The organism is Brevundimonas sp. AVps5 (assembly GCF_058681515.1).
In genome coordinates this window covers 184,907-203,755 of record NZ_CM178740.1, presented here as the reverse complement: position 1 = coordinate 203,755, position 18,849 = coordinate 184,907, and the positions used below count along the sequence as shown (strand labels likewise).

17 protein-coding genes are annotated in these 18,849 nt (G+C 67.2%); 8 read left to right on the top strand and 9 right to left on the bottom strand.

Annotated features, from left to right (window positions below; genetic code table 11):
- Positions 1-4: 4 nt before the first annotated feature.
- Complete coding sequence (locus ACW18A_RS01020) at positions 5-1,180, bottom strand: acetyl-CoA C-acetyltransferase (protein ID WP_492022966.1); 1,176 nt, start codon at positions 1,178-1,180, stop codon at positions 5-7.
- 182 nt (positions 1,181-1,362) lie between these two features.
- Between ACW18A_RS01020 and trhA the strand changes: the two genes are divergently transcribed.
- The 3 genes from trhA (at position 1,363) to ACW18A_RS01005 (ending at position 3,151) form a co-directional block, all read left to right on the top strand.
- On the top strand, positions 1,363-2,073 hold the full coding sequence (gene trhA / locus ACW18A_RS01015; protein ID WP_492022965.1) for a PAQR family membrane homeostasis protein TrhA: 711 nt from the start codon (positions 1,363-1,365) through the stop codon (positions 2,071-2,073).
- Positions 2,074-2,150: 77 nt separating this feature from the next.
- Positions 2,151-2,807 carry a polyhydroxyalkanoate synthesis repressor PhaR gene (phaR, locus tag ACW18A_RS01010; protein ID WP_492022964.1) on the top strand — a complete coding sequence of 219 codons (657 nt, stop codon included), beginning with the start codon at positions 2,151-2,153 and terminating at the stop codon, positions 2,805-2,807.
- Positions 2,804-3,151 carry a hypothetical protein gene (locus ACW18A_RS01005; protein ID WP_492022963.1) on the top strand — a complete coding sequence of 116 codons (348 nt, stop codon included), beginning with the start codon at positions 2,804-2,806 and terminating at the stop codon, positions 3,149-3,151. Before phaR ends, ACW18A_RS01005 begins: the two co-directional genes overlap by 4 nt.
- A 135-nt stretch (positions 3,152-3,286) precedes the next feature.
- Here the strand turns inward: ACW18A_RS01005 and ACW18A_RS01000 are convergent, their stop codons facing one another.
- Together ACW18A_RS01000 and ACW18A_RS00995 are read right to left on the bottom strand one after the other, a co-directional pair.
- Entirely contained in the window at positions 3,287-3,712 is a 426-nt protein-coding gene (locus ACW18A_RS01000) for a hypothetical protein (RefSeq protein ID WP_303696781.1), read from the bottom strand.
- 134 nt (positions 3,713-3,846) lie between these two features.
- Entirely contained in the window at positions 3,847-4,578 is a 732-nt protein-coding gene (locus ACW18A_RS00995; protein WP_492022962.1) for a glycosyltransferase family 2 protein, read from the bottom strand.
- A gap of 93 nt (positions 4,579-4,671) precedes the next feature.
- Here ACW18A_RS00995 and ACW18A_RS00990 point away from each other — a divergent pair, with 93 nt between their 5' ends.
- Positions 4,672-6,372 (top strand): ArnT family glycosyltransferase, encoded by a 1,701-nt coding sequence (locus ACW18A_RS00990; protein ID WP_492022961.1) that lies wholly within the window; start codon positions 4,672-4,674, stop codon positions 6,370-6,372.
- Positions 6,369-7,286 carry a hydroxymethylglutaryl-CoA lyase gene (locus ACW18A_RS00985; protein ID WP_492022960.1) on the top strand — a complete coding sequence of 306 codons (918 nt, stop codon included), beginning with the start codon at positions 6,369-6,371 and terminating at the stop codon, positions 7,284-7,286. The genes ACW18A_RS00990 and ACW18A_RS00985 overlap by 4 nt, the downstream gene beginning before the upstream one ends.
- A gap of 43 nt (positions 7,287-7,329) precedes the next feature.
- On the opposite strand, the gene putA is transcribed toward ACW18A_RS00985, so the two are convergent.
- Positions 7,330-10,464 carry a bifunctional proline dehydrogenase/L-glutamate gamma-semialdehyde dehydrogenase PutA gene (gene putA / locus ACW18A_RS00980; RefSeq protein ID WP_492022959.1) on the bottom strand — a complete coding sequence of 1,045 codons (3,135 nt, stop codon included), beginning with the start codon at positions 10,462-10,464 and terminating at the stop codon, positions 7,330-7,332.
- 110 nt (positions 10,465-10,574) lie between these two features.
- On the opposite strand from putA, the gene ACW18A_RS00975 reads away from it, so the two are divergent.
- Both ACW18A_RS00975 and ACW18A_RS00970 read left to right on the top strand, forming a co-directional pair.
- Positions 10,575-11,042, top strand: a complete 468-nt coding sequence (locus ACW18A_RS00975) for an Lrp/AsnC ligand binding domain-containing protein (RefSeq protein WP_492022958.1) — start codon at positions 10,575-10,577, stop codon at positions 11,040-11,042.
- Between the two features lie 73 nt (positions 11,043-11,115).
- Complete coding sequence (locus ACW18A_RS00970) at positions 11,116-12,201, top strand: glycosyltransferase family 4 protein (RefSeq protein WP_492022957.1); 1,086 nt, start codon at positions 11,116-11,118, stop codon at positions 12,199-12,201.
- A gap of 198 nt (positions 12,202-12,399) precedes the next feature.
- Here the strand turns inward: ACW18A_RS00970 and ACW18A_RS00965 are convergent, their stop codons facing one another.
- From ACW18A_RS00965 to ACW18A_RS00945, 5 genes are all read right to left on the bottom strand, one after another.
- Positions 12,400-13,464, bottom strand: coding sequence for a substrate-binding domain-containing protein (locus ACW18A_RS00965; protein WP_492022956.1), 1,065 nt, complete (start codon positions 13,462-13,464; stop codon positions 12,400-12,402).
- 35 nt (positions 13,465-13,499) lie between these two features.
- Positions 13,500-14,258, bottom strand: a complete 759-nt coding sequence (phnE, locus tag ACW18A_RS00960; RefSeq protein WP_492024308.1) for a phosphonate ABC transporter, permease protein PhnE — start codon at positions 14,256-14,258, stop codon at positions 13,500-13,502.
- A gap of 50 nt (positions 14,259-14,308) precedes the next feature.
- Positions 14,309-15,310: a phosphate/phosphite/phosphonate ABC transporter substrate-binding protein gene (gene phnD, locus ACW18A_RS00955; protein WP_492022955.1), complete on the bottom strand. Its 1,002-nt coding sequence runs from the start codon at positions 15,308-15,310 to the stop codon at positions 14,309-14,311.
- Positions 15,307-16,116: a phosphonate ABC transporter ATP-binding protein gene (gene phnC / locus ACW18A_RS00950; RefSeq protein WP_492022954.1), complete on the bottom strand. Its 810-nt coding sequence runs from the start codon at positions 16,114-16,116 to the stop codon at positions 15,307-15,309. The genes phnD and phnC overlap by 4 nt, the downstream gene beginning before the upstream one ends.
- A gap of 156 nt (positions 16,117-16,272) precedes the next feature.
- Entirely contained in the window at positions 16,273-17,265 is a 993-nt protein-coding gene (locus tag ACW18A_RS00945) for a hypothetical protein (RefSeq protein ID WP_492022953.1), read from the bottom strand.
- Between the two features lie 278 nt (positions 17,266-17,543).
- Here ACW18A_RS00945 and ACW18A_RS00940 point away from each other — a divergent pair, with 278 nt between their 5' ends.
- Positions 17,544-18,809, top strand: a complete 1,266-nt coding sequence (locus tag ACW18A_RS00940) for a type III PLP-dependent enzyme (protein ID WP_492022952.1) — start codon at positions 17,544-17,546, stop codon at positions 18,807-18,809.
- Positions 18,810-18,849 lie beyond the last annotated feature (40 nt).

Below are 18,849 nucleotides of genomic sequence, written 5' to 3'. Positions count from 1 at the left end.
GCACTCAAACCCGCTCCACGCACATGGCCACGCCCATGCCGCCGCCGATGCAGAGAGTCGCCAGACCCTTCTTGCCGCCTGAACGCTTCAGCTCGTGCAACAGGGTCGTCAGGATGCGCGCGCCGGACGCCCCGATCGGGTGGCCGATGGCGATGGCGCCGCCGTTGACGTTCACCCTGGCCGGATCGAGGCCCAGTTCCTTCAGCACGCACAGGCTCTGGGCGGCGAAGGCCTCGTTCGACTCGACCCGGTCCAGATCGGCGACGGTCCAGCCGGCCTTTTCCAGGGCCTTTCTCGACGCCGGGATCGGGCCGGTGCCCATGATCGCCGGATCCACGCCCGCCGAGGCCCACGACCGGATCGTCGCCAGCGGCTCCAGCCCGCGCGCCTTCGCCTCATCGGCCGACATCAGGACCAGGGCCGCGGCGCCGTCGTTGAGGCCGGACGCGTTGGCCGCCGTCACCGACCCCTCCTTGCTGAAGGCGGGCTTCAGCTTTTCCATCGATTCCAGCGTCGCGCCGTGACGGATGTATTCGTCCTTGTCGACGGTGACGTCGCCCTTGCGGCCCGGGATCACGACCGGGACGATCTCTTCGTCGAAATGTCCCGCGCTCTGGGCGGCTTCCGCCTTGTGCTGGCTGGCCAGTGCGAATTCGTCCTGGGCGGCGCGGCTGATCTGGAATTTCTCGGCAATATTCTCGGCCGTCTGGCCCATGTGATAGCCGTTGAAGGCGTCCCACAGGCCGTCCTTGATCATGGTGTCGGTGAGGGCGATGTCACCCATCTTGTGGCCGGTCCTCAGATGCTGGGCGTGCGGTGCCTGGCTCATGCTCTCCTGACCGCCGGCGACGATCACCTTCGCGTCGCCCAGGGCGATCTGCTGGTAGCCGAGCGCGACCGCGCGAAGGCCCGAGCCGCAGATCTGGTTCAGGCTCCAGGCCGGGGTCTCTTTCGGGATGCCCGCCCCCATCGCGGCCTGACGCGCCGGGCCCTGCCCCGTCGCAGCCTGCAGCACATGGCCCAGGATCACTTCGTCGACGTCGGCCGGTGCCACGCCCGCCCGCTCCAGCGCCGCCTTGATGGCGATCTCACCCAGTTTGGACGCGGGCAGGCTGGACAGTGCGCCCAGGAACGACCCGACCGGGGTGCGGGCGGCGGAGACGATGACGACGTCGGTCATGGGACTATCCTTTATCGGGCCTTTCCGGAGGAGCGCTCCGTTAGGCCGCTGGAAACTTTGCGTGGTGTTTCTGCCGCATCCGTGCGGTTTCGTCACGTCCGCTCGTCCCGTTCAGCTGAAAGTCACCACGTCGCCCCACTATCCACGGAACGACAGGCAGAATTGCCGAGTTTGGTGGGACCATGCTGAACACGCTGAAGCGCCACGTCCGACGGATATGCACTCCCGATCAGATTGATCTGGAAGAGCACTACCAGTCGCCGTCCGAACACATCGCCGATCTGGTCGTCCACGTCGTCGGCCTGACACTGGCCGCCGTCGGCGGCATCGTCCTGGCGATCCTGTCGGCCTTCTATGCCGGCTTCGGCGCGGTGTTCGCCACAGCGGTCTACGCCCTGTGCCTGATCGCCATGCTGACCTGTTCGACCATCTACAACCTGACCCGCCCCTGCGCGGCGCGCCCCGTCCTGCGTCGGCTGGACGAGGCGGCCATCTTCCTGATGATCGCGGGCTCCTACACCCCTTTCACGACCCAGCGGTTTGAAGGCGGGTGGGCCATCGGCTTTACCCTGGTGATCTGGACGATCGCCTTCGCGGGCGTGGCGGCCAAACTGGTCGCGCCGCGTATCTCCGACGCCTTCTGGAGCGGGGTCTATGCCCTGTTCGGCTGGCTGGCGGTCGTCGCGCTGAAGCCGATGATGGACACCGTCCACCCGGTCGCGCTCGGCCTGCTGGTGCTCGGCGGGCTGATCTACACGGCGGGGGTCTTCTTCTTCATCTCGCCCAGGCTGAAATACCGCAGGGCCATATGGCACGGGTTCGTGGTGGCGGGCGCGGGCGTTCACTGGGCGGCGGTTCTGGTCGGGGTGGTGTTGGCTCCCAACCTCACCTGACACAGATCAGTCACATGCCTACTGGCGCGTGGCTTCGCAGTGCGGGATAACGGCCGCATAGCAACAAGGACACTGCAGTGGCCGACAGTACTACACAGGGCGGAAAGACCAGGGACAGCGCCCGAAACGGCGAGCCGGTGGTCATCAAGAAATACGCCAACCGCAGGCTCTACAACACCTCCACCTCGACCTACGTCACGCTGGAGGACCTGGCCAAGATGGTCCGCGAAGGCGTCGATTTCGTCGTCTTCGACGCCAAGACCAACGAGGAGCTGACCCGTCAGATCCTGACCCAGATCATCTTCGAGGAAGAGAGCCGGGGTCAGGCCCTGCTGCCGGTCCAGTTCCTGCGCCAGCTGATCGGCTTTTACGGCGGCCAGATGGAAGGCGTCCTGCCCTCCTATCTGGAAATGTCGCTCGAGAATTTCTCCCGCCAGCAGGAGCAGTTCCGCGACCAGATGACCAAGGTCATGGGCTCGAATCCGGCGACAGGCCTGATGGGCGGCGGCCTCCTGGAAGCGGCGGCCAAGCAGAACATGGCCATGTTCCAGAACGCCATGAAGATGTTCCCGGCCTTCGCCTATGGCCGCACGGACGGCGAGGCTTCGGCCCCGGGGGCCGCCGCGCAACCGGCGGCGGACCCGGCCATCGACGAGATGCGCCGCCAGATGGACGAAATGCGCGCCCAGATCGACCGTATCGCGGGTTCTGCACAAGGCTCCGGCAAGCCGTGACCGACGGCGTCCGCCCCGTCGGACCGGTCGAGGCCCGCGACCGTCGCGCGGCCCAACGGCGCGAGGCCGAACGCCGCGCCGGCTCCGCAAGCCGCGAACTGGTGCCGGTCGGCAAGGTCGTCGATGAAATCCCCGACCCGGCAAGCCCTGCCGTGTCGACCACCCCTGCCGATCCGGCCGCCGCCTTCGCCGCCCAGATGATGGGCCAGACCGGCCAGCGCAAAGGCCTGAAGGGCGGCCCGCCAGTGATGGATGCGGCCCGCGCCAGCTATCTCGGGGCCGAATACTCGGGCGAAAAGGACCGCCGCCCGCCGGCCGGACTGATCAAAAAGACCGAACTCTGAGCTGGCCCGAGGCTTGCAGCGACCGGGGCGAACTCTCGCCTTCGGACGCCGCCATGACCCTCGCCTTCGCCGCAAAGACCTTCGACGTGATCGTCGTCTCGCTGATCTTCGCCGCCCTGATCTAGGGCCGGGAGCCTAGGCTCCGGCGCCGAAATCCAGGTCCTTGCGGGCCGAGATGATGGTCACGATGAACCCGGCGAGCACGTCCAGCATGACCATCGTCACGATCAGGAAGAAGGTCGAGGTCGCGAACCCGCGCACCAGCAGGAACTCGACCAGGCAGATGACGAACAGGATCATCGACAGGGCGTGATTGACGATCGCCACCTTCTGGCTCGACGTCGACTTCAGCAGTTCGAAGAACAGAAGGATCAGCGACAGGAACAGGATCAGGTCGCCGATGCCGACATTCCAGCTCGCGCCTGAGGCCATCGGGATCGAAAACAGCGACTGGCGCAACGCCTCGTCCGCCGCCGCCAGACCGCCACCACCCAGTCCGGACAGCACCACGATGTTGTACAGGATCACCGGAATGACCAGCAGGGGCAGGGCGATCAGCATGGTCTGTCTCTCGCTTTGGAACGGCGCAGCTTGTTAACGACGAATACTCCCGTTCGCTCCATACGGCTACGGCTGTCGCCTCTTTGGGGCGCTACCGCTCGGCTCGCGGAGCCTCACTGCTGGAGCGCGAAGCGCTAGAACTCGCTGATGGCTCCCGGCCGGCGCGACCGGGTCTTCAGCCACATGACGCCCAGCAGGTCCGAGAACGAGTTCTTGAGCCGCCCCCAGTTCGTGTATTTCGACTGGCCCGTCTCCCGGTGACGGTGTCCGATCGGCAGATAGCGATTCTCGTAGCCCTCGCGGATCACCAGCGCCGGCAGGTAGCGATGCACGTGATCGAAATAGGGGAGCCGCAGGAAGACGTCGCGGCGGAAGGCCTTCAGCCCGCACCCCGTGTCGTCGGCGTCGTCGCCCAGCAACCGCCTGCGGATCCGGTTGGCCCAGCGCGAGGCCCACAGCTTGGCCTCGGAATCCTGCCGTTTCTGACGCACGCCGCCGACCAGGGCGACCTGCGGCGGGGCGGCGATGAGAGCATCGGCCAGTCTGGGCGCGTCCTCCGGCGGGTTCTGGCCGTCGCCGTCCAGGGTCACCACGATCGCACCGCGCGCCGCGAGCACGCCTGTCCTGACGGCCCGGCTCTGACCCGCGTTGGTCGTGTGGGCGAGGACCCGCAGCGTCGGCAGTTCGGCCATCAGGGCCTTCAGCTCGGCCAGGGTCGTATCCCGGCTGGCGTCGTCGACGAAGATGATCTCGTGGGTCCGTCCGCCGAAGGCCGCAGCGATCTCGCGCGCCAGCGGCCCGGCCGCGCCGGACTCGTTGTGGACCGGCACGACGATGGAGATCGAAGGGTGTTCGGCGCTTTGCATCCTCGCTCTCTAGACGCAAAACCGCTCTCCGCGCCACGGTGGGCGCTCTTGAGCCGCTGACGCTCGACCAATCCCCGTGTTAGGAACCGTCTCATGACGCGCCCGAACCTGGATCGCCACATCGCCGGCTGGCGCGGCCCCCTTCTGGCGGCGCTCGTCGCCCTGATCGCAGGGCTGCCCAGCCTGCTGCTCCTGCCGCCACTGGACCGCGACGAAAGCCGCTACGCCCAGGCGACGTCGCAGATGCTGGAGACCGGCGACTATGTCGACATCCGCTTCCAGGACGATCCGCGCTGGAAGAAGCCGATCGGCATCTACTGGATGCAGGCCGTGGCCGTGGGCCTGACGTCGAAGGTCGAGAACCGCGACATCGCCCCCTACCGGATTCCGTCCCTGCTCGGGGCCATGCTCGCCGCCTGGGCCGCGGCCTGGGCCGGATCCGCCCTGTTCGGCGCCAGGGCGGGCTTCCTCGCCGGTGCCATGCTCGGCGCCACCTTCCTGCTGTCGTCCGAGGCGGGGATCGCCAAGACCGACGCCATGCTCTGCGGGTCCGTGACCCTCGCCATGGCCGGTCTCGCGCGGCTCTACATGGCCTCCCGTGTCGCCCCCCTGGTCAAGGGCGACCCGACCCAACGGCTGTGGAAGCTGATGATCTGGGGCGGTCTGGGCCTGGCTATCCTGGTCAAGGGCCCGATCGGCCTGCTGGTGGTCATTCCGGCCGTCCTGATGCTGTGCCTTTGGGACCGTCAATGGGCCTGGCTGAAGCGCCTCGGCTGGGGCTGGGGCCTGCCGCTGCTCGTGCTGATCGTGGGCCCCTGGGCCATTGCCGTCACCATTGCCACCGACGGCGGCTTCTGGCGCGAGGCCATCGGCCATGACCTGGGCTCCAAGGTCACCGGCGCGGCCGAAAGCCATGGCGGCTTCATCGGAATGTACGCCGTCATCGCGCCCTTGCTCCTCTTCCCTGCCACCCTGATGCTGCCGGCCGCCCTGTCGACGGGCTGGAACCGTCGCGCCGAGCCGGCAATCCGCTTCCTCGTCTGCTGGCTGGTTCCCTGCTGGCTGATCTTCGAGATCGCCCCGACCAAACTGGCCCACTACACCCTGCCCACCTTCGGCGCGCTCGCCCTCCTCATGGCTGCGGCCCTGACCCAGCCGATCGGCAAGATCTCGCGCTGGACCGGTGCCGGCCTCTCTGTCTTCGCTGCGGTGGTGATCAGCGGCATCACCGTCTACGGCCTGACCGCCTTCGGCACCTCGACGGCCCAGACCTGGGCCACGATCACCGTGGTCTGCGCGGCCATGGCCGCCCTGATCGGAAGTTTCCTCCTGCTGAACCGTGCCGCCGTCACCGGCGTCCTGATCGCCCTCGGCTTCGGCGTCTTCGCCCACGCGGCCCTGGCCGGAACCCTCCGCCAGCTGCGCCCCCTGTCGATCGCGCCCCGGCTGGAGAAGATGCTGGAACTCAACGGCCTGTCGCCGCGTCAGGGCCTGACCCCCGGCCCCGTCGCCATCACCACCTTCCATGAGCCCAGCGTCGTCTTCGTCACCGGCCGCGACACCGAACTGACCGACGCCGCCGGTGCCGCCCGCGCCCTCGTCGAAGGCCGTCCCGCCATTGTCGAGGCCGGCGACGACCAGGCCTTCCGTCAGGCGACGGCCCAGACCGGCGTCCCCGGTCGCGCGGTCGGGGTTGTCACCGGCCACAACTATTCCAGCGGCGACGACGTGCGCCTGACCGTCTACGCCCCGCCGGACGCCCGGGTCGTCGAGGTGCCGGAGCCGCGCCGTTGAGCCCCCGCCCGATCCAGATCGTCGAGGTCGGCCCCCGCGACGGCCTGCAGAACGAAAAGGCCATTCTCGACCCGGCGACCCGCGCCGACCTCGTCCTGCGCCTCGAGGCCGCCGGTGCCCGTCGCATCGAGGCGGTCAGTTTCGTCCATCCGAAACTGGTGCCCCAGATGGCCGGCGCCGAAGACGTCATGGCCGCCCTGCCCCCGGCTCAGGGCCGCAGCCGTATCGGTCTTGTCCTCAACGGCAAGGGCTATGACCGCGCGCTCGGAACCGGAGTGGACGAGGTCAACGTCTCCCTGTCGGTCACCGACGGCTTCGGGATCAGGAATCAGGGGCTGGCTGTTCGGGATCAGGTCGCCATGCTGGCCGACATCCTGGCTGGACGACGCAATTCCGCAGGGGCCGAAACCCCGGTTCCCAGACTTTCGGCCGTGCTCAGCTGCGCCTGGGGCTGCCCGTTCGACGGTGAGGTCTCCGTCGACCAGGTCACGGATCTGGTGGGCGAGCTCGCGGCCATGGGCGTCGCCGAGATCGGCCTGGCCGACACCATCGGCGTCGGCGATCCGTGGAGCGTCACGAAAAAGGTCGAGGCCGTAAAGGCTGTCGCCCCCGACGCGGTCCTGCGCCTGCATTTCCACGACACCCGCAACACCGGCGTCGCCAACGCCTTTGCCGGCGTCGAGGCGGGCGTCGATGTGCTGGACGCCTCCGTCGGCGGGATCGGCGGCTGCCCCTTCGCGCCAGGAGCCACCGGCAACGTCGCCACCGAGGACCTCGTCTACATGCTGGAGCGGGCCGGCTATGCGACCGGCTACGACCTCGACGCCCTGATCGGGACCGCCCGCTGGATCGGCGAGAAGATCGGCCGCCCGGCGCCGAGCGCTCTGAGCCGCGCGGGCGGGTGGCCCAAATAGCCGGTCCGCCTCCCCATCGCTGCGCGACGGGGAGGCGACGAGACTAGAGATTCAACAGCGCCGGGTCTCCGCCCTGGGCCGAAATGTTGTTCGAGATGGCCTTCTCCGACGCATAGCGGATCAGACTGTTGGGCCCGCCGGCCTTGGGACCGGTGCCAGACAGACCCTCGCCGCCGAACGGCTGGACCCCGACCACCGCACCGGTGACGCCCCGGTTGATATAGACATTCCCCGCCGGGACCAGTTCGATGACCTCCGCGGCGAAGGCCTCGATCCGGCTGTGCACCCCCAGCGTCAGGCCATAGCCGCGCGCCGCCAGCTTGTTTGCCACCGACTCCAGGTCGGCCGGGTCGTAACGATAGACGTGCAGGATCGGACCGAAGACCTCGCGTTCCAGATAGTCCGGGGTCGGAATCTCGGCGATGGTCGGGGCGAACAGGTCGCCGCGCTCGGACCCGTCCGGCATCATGGCGCGCGCGATGATCTTCGCGTCCCTGCCCAGCCGTTCGACATGAGCCTCAAGCGCCGTCCGGCTCTCCGAATCGATCACCGGACCGATGTCCGAAGCCGGATCGGACGGATCGCCCAGGACCTGGGCCGCCAGGGCGCCCTTGAGGCCTTCGATCAGGCTGTCGGCTGAATCCCGGGGCGCATACAGCACCCGCAGCGCCGAACACCGCTGGCCGGCCGATCCAAAGGCCGACGAGATCACGTCGTCGATGACCTGTTCGCGCAGGGCCGTCGTGTCCACGAACATGCCGTTCAGCCCGCCCGTCTCGGCGATGAAGGGCAGGATTGGGCCGGGTCGCGCGGCGATGGAGCGGTTGATCGCCGCCGCCGTATCCGTGCCGCCGGTGAAGGCGACGCCGTCGACGCCCGGATGCGACACGAGGGCCGCACCGACCGTCTCCCCGCGACCGGGGACAAGCGCCAGCAGGTCGGGGTTCAGCCCCGCCTTATGGAACAGGCGCACCGCCTCGGCCGCGATCAGGGGCGTCTGTTCCGCCGGCTTGGCCAGAACGGCATTGCCGGCCGCCAGCGCCGCCGCGATCTGGCCGGTGAAGATGGCCAGCGGGAAGTTCCACGGGCTGATACAGGCGAACACGCCGCGTCCGTGCAGGACCAGCCGGTTGGTCTCGCCGACCGGCCCGTTCAGGATCTGCGGCCCGCCGAAATCCTTCTCGGCCAGCATGGCGTAGTAGCGGCAGAAGTCGGCGGCCTCGCGCACCTCGGCCACGCCGTCGTTCAGCGTCTTGCCCGCTTCCCGCGACAGCAAGGCCACCAGACGGTCCATGTCGGCTTCCAGCGCATCGGCCATGGCCCGCAGCACCGGTGCCCGGCGGGAGCCGCCCGACCTGTCCCAGGCGATCTGGGCCTTAGCCGCCGCATGGGCCGCATTGTCGATGTCCTGCGACGAGGCCTCGGACACATGGCCCAGCACCTGCGAGCGGTCATAGGGGTTGGTCACGTTCTGGGCGTTCGTCCCGGCCATCAGCCTGCCGCTGACGATGGGGCCTGAGGTCAGCTTTTCCGCATCGACCTTCTGCAGGGCGGCTGCGTGACGCTCGCGGTCGGCCTTCTGCGAATAGTCGCGGCCGAGCGAGTTCTGGCGGTCCATATACATGTCCTTGGGTGTGGGGATCTTGGCGTGGCGGTCAGGGTGGGCCTCGACCGAGGCGATGGGGTCGGCGGCGACGGCGGAGGCGGGCACCCGCTCGTCCAGCAGGGCGTGGACGAAGGACGAGTTGGCCCCGTTCTCCAGCAGGCGGCGGACCAGATAGGGCAGCAGGTCCTCATGCCCGCCGACGGGGGCATAGGCGCGCACCGTCATCGGCCCGAAGGTCTCGGCGGCGGCGTCATACAGGGCCTCGCCCATCCCGTGCAGGCGCTGGAACTCGATCTTGACCCCGGCCTCCCTGGCCATGTCGTGCACGGCCGCCAGGGAGTGGGCATTGTGGGTGGCGAACTGGGCGTAAAGATTCGGCGCCGCGTCGATCATCGCCTGTGCACAGACCAGATAGTTCAGGTCCGTCGCCGCCTTGGTCGTGAACACCGGATAGTCGGTTCGCCCCATGACCTGGGCCCGCTTGATCTCGGTGTCCCAGTAGGCGCCCTTGACCAGACGCACCATCAGCCGGCGCTTCGACGTCCGCGCCAGCTCGGCGATCCGTGCGATCGCCTCCGGTCCGCGCTTCTGATAGGCCTGCACGGCGAGGCCCAGCCCCGTCCAGTCGCCCAGTTCCGGCTCGTTCGCCAGCCGGTCCAGCAGCTTCAGCGACAGGGCCAGCCGGTCCGCCTCTTCTGCGTCCATGGTGAAGTTGATGTCGGCCCTGGCCGCGATCAGGGCCAGCCGCTTGATGCGCGGATAGAGCTCGTCCCAGACCCGGCCTTCATGCGTGGCCTCATAGCGGGGCGACAGGGCCGACAGCTTGACCGAGACGCCGTGCCCGACCTCGGGTCCCTGACCCTTCGCGGTCTTGCCGACGGCCGTGATCGCATCGGCATAGATCTTTTCATACCGCTCGGCGTCGGCAGCGGTGCGGGCGCCCTCGCCCAGCATGTCGAAGCTGCACAGCCAGCCCTCGCGGTTCGACCGCTTCAGCGCCGCCTCGATGGTCCGGCCGACCACGAACTGCTCGCCCATGATGCGGACGGCCGCGGCCACAGCCTGACGAATGACGGGTTCCCCCAGACGCCCCGCGACCCGGGTCAGGAAACCCGGCAGATCGGTCTTGGCCTGTTCGTCGGCGTCGACCAGCTTGCCCGTCAGCATAAGCCCCCAGGTCGAGGCGTTGACGAACAGACTGTCGGACTGGCCGAGGTGCGACGCCCAGTCGGCCGAACCGATCTTCTCGGCGATCAGACGGTCGCGCGTGTCCGCGTCCGGCGTGCGCAGCAGGGCCTCGGCCAGACACATCAGGGCCAGACCCTCGCGGGTACCGAGCGAGAATTCCTGCAGGAAGCTTTCAACCACCCCCTGTTTCTTCTGGCTCTTGCGGGCGTGTTCGACCAGGCGGACGGCCTCGTCCACCACGGCCTGACGCGCCCCGGCGTCCAGCGGCGAGGCGGCCAGCAGGGCCCGGACGGTCGAGGGTTCATCGGCGAACTTGCCGTGATCCAGCGTGTCCCAGTCCTGGGTCAGCCACGAAGGGACGGGCGAAGCGGTGAGGGTCGTCATGGCGTCAGCGTGCATCCTGTCCTGTATGAACTTGCCTATATGTCGGACGCACCCGAATGTGCATCGTATGATCGACGCTTCAGACGACGATCCTTCGGAATTTATGCCCCATGGCCGTTGAAAATCTGGACGCCGTCGATCGCCGTATCCTGAATGTGCTCCAGGAGGACGGACGTGTCTCCAACGCGGAACTGGCCCGACGGTGCAATCTGTCGCCCGCCGCCTGTTTCGAGCGGGTGCGGCGCCTGCGGGATCGACGGGTCATCACGGGTTACGCGGCCTTGATCGACCCCGCCAAGGTCGGGCGCGGCCTCATGATCTTCGTGGAGGTGCTGCTGGACCGGACCACCGGCGATCAGTTCGAAGCCTTCGCCGGGATGGTCCGCCGTCAGCCCGAGGTTCTGGAATGCCATATGGTGGCGGGCGGCTTCGACTATCTGCTGAAGGCCCGGGTCGGCGACATGGACGCCTATCGCGCCTTCCTCGGCGATGTCCTGACCCGCATGCCCGGCGTGCGCGAAACACGAACCTATGCCGTTCTCGAAGAGGTGAAGTCCACGACGGCTCTCCCCTTGTAGGACTGTCTCGCCTTCGTCGACGTGACCCGCTAAAGCTGCCTGCCTGACAAGAAGGCGGAGCCGTTCGGCCCACATGCGCATCGTTCTGGCCACTGACGCCTGGGAGCCCCAGGTCAACGGCGTCGTCCGCACCCTGACCCGCACCGTGGCCGAATGCCGGGCCATGGGTCATGAGGTCGAGGTCATCGAGCCCAGCCAGTTCCGCACCATCGCGGCACCGACCTATCCCGAGATCAGGCTGGCCCTGGGCGCCGAGGAGGAGATCCGCGAGCGCCTGCGCGCGATCGAGCCGGACGCCGTCCACATCGCCACCGAAGGCCCCATCGGCATTGCCACCCGCCGCATCTGCGTCGAGTGGAAACTGCCCTTCACGACCAGCTATCACACGAAATTCCCTGAATATATTTCGGCACGCTTCCCGGTCCCGGTCCAGGTCGGCTACGCCTATATGAAATGGTTCCACAAGCCGTCGGGCCGGCTGATGGTCGCCACCCCGACGCTGAAGAAGGAGCTGGAGGACCACGGCTTCAAGAACATCTCGCCCTGGACGCGCGGCGTCGACACCGACCAGTTCCGCCCCGATCTGGAGCGCATCTTCGATGAGCTCGGCGGCAAGGAGTGGCCCCGCCCCTACTGGCTGAACGTCGGCCGCGTGGCGGTCGAGAAGAATATCGAGGCCTTCCTTGAGACGGACCTGCCGGGCACCAGGATCGTCGTCGGCGACGGGCCCGCCCGCGCCGAGCTCGAAGCCAAATATCCCGAGGCGAAATTCCTCGGCGCCCGCTTCGGAGAGGAGCTGGCGCGCTGTTTCCGCGACGCCGACGTCTTCGTCTTCCCCAGCTGGACCGACACCTTCGGCCTGGTGATCCTGGAGGCCATGGCCACCGGTACGCCGGTCGCCGCCTATCCGGCCCACGGCCCCATCGACCTCGTCCCCGGCTCCAACGCCGGCGCGATCGACGAGGATCTGCGCACCGCCTGTCTCGAGGCGCTCAAGTGCGACCGCGCCGCCACCCGCGCCTATGCCGAAAAATTCAGCTGGCGCGCCTCGGCCGAGCAGTTCGTCCAGAATCTGGAGCCCTATCCGGAGCCGGAGCGCGGACGCTTCTGGCGCCGCCTTCGTCGCATCGCCCGCGTCCGGCGTCGCGCCGCGGCCTGATCGCCCGCTGACCCATCATCGTGCGATCGCGCACACGACGGTTTTCAAAGACTATTCCACGCCGCCAGGGCTCTATACCCACCACGGTTCCGGGCCGTGGTATCCTGTGGGCCGGTCTTTGACATCGTCGCGGACGGAACGCCGCCTGGGACTCTATGGACTATCTGGACTCCGTTGCCCGGAGTCCCGCGAGTTAGACTACTCGGGCCGCGCCATGGGCGTCAGCGCCGTGGCGATGGCGCGCTGCTGCACCAGTTCGGCCTCCGGCAGGGGCACCAGACCGCGGTCCTGCAGATAGCCGCCCTGACCCACAGCCGCCTCGGAGGTGAACTCGATCAGGAATTCCTGCAGGCCCGGCGTCACGCCGATATGGGCCTTCTTCACATAGATGAAGAGGCTGCGAGCCAGCGGATAGGTGCCGTCGGCGATGGTCCGGGGGCTGGGCGCGATGCCGTCGATGGTCTCGGCCTTCACGGTGTCGAGGTTCTGCTCCAGGAACGAGAAGCCGAACACGCCCAGCGAACCCGGCGTCCGGGTCAGGGTCTGCAGGATGGCGTTGTCATTCTCGCCCGAGTCGACCCAGGTGCCGTCCTCGCGCACCGTATGGGCCAGGGCCTCGAACCGGTCCTTGTCCTGGTCCTCGACCGCAGCGACGGCCGGGATCAGCCTGGCACCCGGGGTCATGCCCAGCTCCAGGAAGGCGTCGCGCGTGCCCGAGGTCGGCGGCGGGCCATAGACCTGGATCCGCTGGGTCGGCAGGGCCGGATTGATATCGGCCCAGGTCCGGGCGGGATTCAGCACAAAGGTCCCGTTCGGACCGGGCACTTCCTTGGCCAGACCTTCGTACAGGTCATTGAGCTGGAAGTTGAAGCTGTTGCCGTTGCGCGCCGTGGCGACGACGATGCCGTCATAACCGATCTTCAGCTCGACGATCTCGGTGACGCCGTTTTCGGCGCATTTGTCGAATTCGGACTGCTTCATCTGCCGCGAAGCGTTGGCGATGTCCGGGGTCGAGGGTCCGACGCCCTGACAGAAGGCCTGGATGCCGCCGCCGGTGCCCAGGGCCTCGACACGCGGCGGGGCGCCCTCGGGATTGTTGCGTCCGAAATTCTCGGCCACCCGGGTCGCGAACGGGAAGACGGTCGAGGACCCGGCCGCCCAGATGCCATTGCGCTGTCCGCCGCCCTCACCGCAGGCGGCGACAGTCAGGGCCATGACGGTGGTTCCGGCGACGAACAGCCGGCGGGGCAGGTTGGACGACATCAGGTGGTCTCTCGACGAAGGCGAATCTGCGACGCTTAAAGCAGACGTTTGCGCATGGCCTGTGACAGCATGTCGATCAGGGTCACGGCGATGACGACGACCACGACGATCGCGGACACATCGCGGAAGTCGAAGGCGTTCATCCGGTCGAACAGGACCTGGCCGATGCCGCCCGCGCCGATCAGCCCGAGGACCGTCGCCGAACGGCTGTTGGATTCGAACCGGTACAGGGCGAAGGACGTCCACAGCGGCGCGACCTGCGGGATCACGCCCCAGACGATCTCGTGGAGTTTGGTGGCGCCGGTGGCGCGGACGCCCTCGACCGGTCCCTTGTCGATCGACTCCACGGCCTCGGAGAACAGCTTGGCGAGCACGCCGGCGGTGTTCAGCGCGATCGCGAGTACGCCCGGCAGCGGGCCGAGGCCGACGGCGACCACGAACAGCAGGCCGATGACCAGGTCAGGGATCGAACGCAGCAGGTTCATCAGCCAGCGGACCGGTGTGACCACCCAGACCGGAGAGACGTTCCGGGCCGCCGCCAGTCCCATCGGGACGGCCGCAAACACCGCAATGAACGTGCCCCAAAGCGCGATCTGGATCGTTTCCCACATCTTCTCGACGAAGATGCGCCAATCGGTGAAATCGGGACTCAGCAGCTCCTTGGCAAAGGTTTGCGTGCTTTCCGCGTTGCTGAACAGCTTGCCGATGTTGCCCAGGTCGACGTCGCCGACGCTGTAGATCAGCAGCACCAGGACCCCGCCCCAGATCAGGACGTCGAGCGCCCACGCGCCCATCGACTTGGTCGGTGCCTTCGGGATCGAACCGGCGGTATGCCCGCCGTCGGTCAAGGCTGGACCTCACGCAGGGCGCGCAGGCGCTGCAGTTCGGCCTCGGCGGCGGCCACGCCCGCGGCATCGTTCTTGGCGCGCGCTTCCTGCAGCTTCTGGTCAGCGAGCATCTCGCGGATCGGATTCAAATAGTTGTCGTCGGCCGCGCGGAACTGGGAATACTCCAGCCCGGCCAGCACGCGGCGCTGACGCTCGGCCTCCACGCCCTCGCCCTGGCCGTAGGTCAGGAAGAAGCTGCGGATCTTTTCCTTGGTGGCGGGGTCGAGGTCGCCGCGGACCAGAATGCCCGATTCCGGGATCGGCGGGGACTGCCAGATTTCGGTGATCTGGGCCGCGATGGCCGGGTTCTGGCGGTTCAGGAAGACGGTGTTGACCGTGTTCGAAGTCGCCACGTCGACCACGCCTGTGGCTACCGCGAAGGCGTTGGCCTGATGGTTGGCCGAACGCACGGTGGCGAAGCACTCGGCCGGAACGATGTTGCGTGGATTGAACAGGAAGGCCATCGGGGCCAGCGTGCCCGAGGTCGACAGGGCGTCGCCCATGCCGAAGTCGAACCGCTTGTCGCAGGCCAGGACCTGATCGAGCGTGATGCCCGAACCCGTCTTGACGATCAGGGTCGAGCGATAGCTGTCCAGCCCTTCCTTGTTGACTGTGCGGGCGATGACCTCGGCGTCAGCGCGATCAATGGCATGGACGGCCGAGTTGGCCGAGAACCAGGCGACCTGGGTCTGGTTGCCGCGCATGGCCTCGACCAGCACCGTGTAGTTCGACCCGAAGAAGGGCTCGACCTCAACGCCGATCGCCTCGGACATGTCGTCCAGCAGCGGCTGCCACAGCGGGCCGGCAGAGGCCTGGCCTTCCGCCGACAGGATGGAGAAGGTGATCCTGGTCGGCGCGCCGACCTTGGTTTCGTCACCGCCGCCGCAGGCCGAAAGGCCGAGCAGAACGATCGCGGCGCCGACCAGACCGGTCCTGCGAGTGAAGGAGGCGAAGGTCATGCCTTGGTTTCCCAGAACGCGTCCTCGAATTCGGGACCGTAGATGTCGATCAATTGCCTGGTGTCGAGACTGGACGACGGGCCGTCATAGACGACCTTGCCGGCCTTCAGGGCGATCACCCGGTCGCAGTAGCGGATGGCGTAGTCGACCTGGTGCAGGGTGACGATGATCCCCAGGCCGTCGCGCTTGTTCAGCTCGACCAGCAGCTCCATCACCTTTCGGGCGGAGACCGGGTCCAGCGAGGCGACCGGCTCGTCGGCCAGGATCCCGCTGGCACCCTGAACCAGGACCCGGGCGATGGCGCCGCGCTGCTGCTGGCCGCCGGAAAGGGTGTTGGCGCGCTGGGCGGCGTAGTCGGAGACGCCGACCCGGTGCAGGGCGGCCATGGCCCGCGCCTTATCGGCTCGCGGCCAGGCACCGAGCACACCCTGCCAGCCCGGCAGACGGCCCAGGGCACCCAGCATGACATTGGAAAACAGGCTCAGCCGTCCGACCAGATTGAACTGCTGGAAAATCATGCCCAGCTTCTGGCGCGCGGCGCGGACGGCACCGGTGGTCCGGCCGTTCTTCTGCACCGTCTCGCCGAAGACGCTGATCGTCCCGGCCCCGGCGTCGATGGTCTGCAAACCGGTGATCGAACGCAGAAGGGTGGACTTGCCTGAACCGGACGGCCCGATCAGGGCGACCATTTCTCCAGCCGCGACCGACACCGAGACGCCGTCCAGCGCCTTTCGGGATCCGAAGGTCTTGGACACGTCGCGGGCCAGAACGAGGCCGGGCGCAGGGCTGGCGGCTGGTGAACTCATGAACTCGCTGACGGCAGCTGGGAGGACAGGCGCCGGATCACGCGATGTGCGCGCTCCGGCCCTCCCTATTGCCACGACGTCCGCGCCGCCGTCCAGCACGCCTGCGCGTCCGTCGTTCCGGCCGCTGTCGCCCGTCTCCTGAAGGCTGGAGGCGTCCTAGTAGTCCGAGTTGTCCTCGACAGTCTCTTCATAGGCGGCCACGTCGCGCTCGGCCTCGACCTGCTGTTGATACTCGGCCTCTGACGCCGCCTCGTAGTTGGCGACATCTCGCTCCGCCTCAACCTGCTGCTGGTAGTCGGCCTCGGCCCCAGCCTCGTAGTTGGCGACATCTCGCTCCGCCTCGACCTGCTGCTGATACTCGGCCTCGGCCCCAGCCTCGTAGTTGGCGACATCTCGCTCCGCCTCGACCTGCTGCTGATACTCGGCCTCTGAAGCCGCCGCGTAGTAGTCTTCCTCGAAGACCTCGGCGGCATATTCGTAGCCGTAGTCTTCGGCGAAGGCGTCGGTGTTTTCGGCGTAATATTCCTCGACTGCCGTGTCCCAGTAGCCGTCGTCGTAGAAGCTTTCGGCTGACCAATCGTCGATCGGGCCGTAGTACTCGACCCACTCCTCGTAGGTGACATCCTCGATGTAATCTTCGTAGTAGACGTCGTTCCAGTCATCGATGACATATTCGTCGCCGTAATCGATCCAGGGCTCCCACACCTGCCACTGGGCCGGCTGATAGACGATCCAGTCGACGAAATAGCTGTCCGGCAGGGTGTAGCCGAACTCGTAGGTGTCGTTGACGAAGGTGGTGCCCCGGCTGCCCTTGGCGATCCGCTTGGCTCCGGGGGCCCAGCGGATGACGTCCAGCCCCTTGATCTGGCCGGCCTTGCCGTCGATCACCATGCGAACCTTGTTGCCGCTCTTGCCGACCGCATCCACCACATAGGTTGAACCGCGGCGCTTGACGCTTTCGGGGCGGAAACCGCGCTCGGTGACGACCCTGTTGACCCCGCCGGGCGACAGAGCCTGACCGGGCGGCGGCGCGTGCTCGACGGCCGCCTGCTGGGTCTCGTTGAGCTTCGGCGCGGCCGCCTCGTCCTTCTTGCCGCAACCCGCGATCATCAGCAGGCCGGTCACGGCCGCGACAGTCAACAAACGCATCTTCATCACAGCACTGCCCTTCCAGCCGCCCTCGACCCGTTTAACGGCCAAGCTTGATCGACATATCGCGACTCCTTGAAAACGGCGAGGCCGTCAGGTGAAAAATCAGGTTCCGTGGGCGCGAGATGGCCGGACAAGGTGTCGCGCATGGCCACAAAAAAACCGCTTTACATGACAGGCTCGTGACCGCATATGGCCGCTTCCGGCGGACCCCGTAGGTCTACACGTTTGCGCTGCTAACGCCGGCTGGGTTTAACAATTACAGGGGTTTACGTGAATTGCGCACGTATTCATTTCCCCTGGACCTGGTCCGCGAGCGGTCCCCTGAACGTCCAGTCGCACTCGTGCGGCCGCGTTCGGTTTCCGTAGCGGCGCGCTGGTTCCAGGATAATCTAAAGGCTGACGTCTTCTATGCTGTGAAGGCCAACCCTTCACGCTGGGTCATCGAGGCCCTGAAGGACGCCGGCATAAAGGGCTATGACGCGGCTTCGATCGCCGAGATCGAACTCGTGCGCTCCGTCGATCCCGACGCGCGTATCGCCTTCATGCACCCTGTGAAAAGCCGTTCGGCGATCACCAGGGCGTATTTCGATCACGGTGTCCGCACCTTCTCATTGGACTGCGAGGACGAGTTGCAGAAGATCCTCGACGCCACCGGCGGCGCGGACGATCTGAACCTGCTCGTGCGCATGGCGGTCTCCGCCGACGGCGCGGCCTACTCCCTCTCGGGAAAGTTCGGCGTCTCGGCCGATCAGGCCCCGGCCCTGCTGCTGGCCACACGCCAGGCGGTCAAGGAGGGGCTGATGGGCGTCTGCTTCCACGTGGGGTCGCAGTGCATGCGCCCGACCGCCTATCAGGCCGCGATGGCCCAGGTCAGTCGCGCCATCTCGCGCGCCGGCGTCATCGTGGACATCGTCGACATCGGCGGCGGCTTCCCCTCGGTCTACCCGGGCATGGTCCCGCCGGACATGAGCGAATACGCTGACGCCATCCATCGCGGCTTCAACGACATGCCCGTGTCGGAGACGACCGAGCTGTGGTGCGAGCCCGGCCGGGCCCTGGTCGCCGAATCCTCGTCGGTCCTGGCCCGCGTGGACCTGCGCAAGGGTGACGCCCTCTATCTGAACGACGGCTCCTACGGTGCCCTGTTCGACGCGACCCACTCGCGCTGGCCCTTCCCGACCAAGCTGGTCCGGGACGGCGAAAGCTCGGACGATCTCAAGCCGTTCCAGTTCTACGGACCGACCTGCGATTCGATCGACCACATGCCTGGTCCGTTCTGGCTGCCGGCCGATATCCGTGAAGGCGACTTCATCGAGATCGGCATGCTGGGAGCCTATGGCGTGGCCATGTCGACCGGATTCAACGGCTATGGCGAGCATGACGTCGCCATGGTCGAGGACGCCCCCATGGCTTCGCTGTACGGCCTCGCGCCCCGCTCCATCCCGACCGTGCGCACCACGGCGGAAGAGCAGGCCCGTAAGGTCGTTCGCCTGTCGCGCCCGAAGGGCAAGGCGGGCCAACGGAGGAAGAGCCGCAAATAGCATTGGCTTGTGAACGGCGCGGGTCGGCGCCACACCTTCC